At 64.8% G+C, this 835-nt stretch carries 1 protein-coding gene; it reads left to right on the forward strand.

Going from position 1 to position 835, the window contains the following annotated elements; genetic code table 11:
- Positions 1-202 precede the first annotated feature (202 nt).
- The coding region (locus GJV82_RS19225; RefSeq protein WP_155100335.1) for a hypothetical protein at positions 203-835 on the forward strand (633 nt) is incomplete at its 3' end.

The following is an 835-nucleotide window of genomic DNA, read 5'->3' on the forward strand; positions in this document are numbered from 1 at the left end:
CCACTCACACCGACACCCCTACTGGGAAAGGCTCAGTAGCAGTCAGCGAACCTACCTGGTCTGGAAGCTCGATCTACGGGTGGCCCTGGGCACGCTTCCATGTGACGATCCCCGCGAGCCGGCGACGACGCCGGCGCAACCATCGACAGAGGGGGCTCCATCGATGTCGCACGACCCTGCTCGCCGGAGGCAAACGCGCACCGTGGTAGCGCTGTTCTCCGCATTCAGCCTGGCTACTGGCTTGGCCTTCGTTGCACCTGCCAGTGCAGATGACCGGGATGAAGCCGCGCCCACCATTCTGCCTGGACCTGTCTCGTCGGAGGCTCCACGGTCCGACGACGCCTACCCCGAAGCTGATCTGCTCACCCTGCCGGTAGTGGACGACCAGATGCAGCAGGACGCCGTAATGATGGCGGAACGACTTGAAGGTCACGACCGGCTGGCGTCCGTCGGCATTTCTCTGGACCGCAGCACGATCGAGGTGTATTGGTACGGCGAGGAGCAAACCGACCTTAACCGGGTGCTCGACGAGGTGTCCTCTCCCGTCGCTCTACGCTCGAGCACCTACTCCCCGAAGGAGCTTCGGGAAGCCTCTCGCGCACTGCTCGACGGTGCAGCAGGAGTCGACGTCGCAGGTGTCGCGCTACGTGCGGACGGCTCAGGGCTCGAGGTGACCCTGTCACCGAGCGCCGGGCCGGCGGCACGTAGTGCCGTCGCGGCAAAGCAGGATGCGGTCTCACGCGTCGCCGGTGTTCCCGTCGAGTTCGAGGAGATGCCTACTGCGCTGCAATCGCGCCAGAGAGGTGTTCTCACCAGCATGATCGTCGGGTTCCTC

It is taken from the genome of Cellulosimicrobium composti, from assembly GCF_009711085.1.
Classification (GTDB): Bacteria; Actinomycetota; Actinomycetes; order Actinomycetales; family Cellulomonadaceae; genus Cellulosimicrobium; species Cellulosimicrobium composti.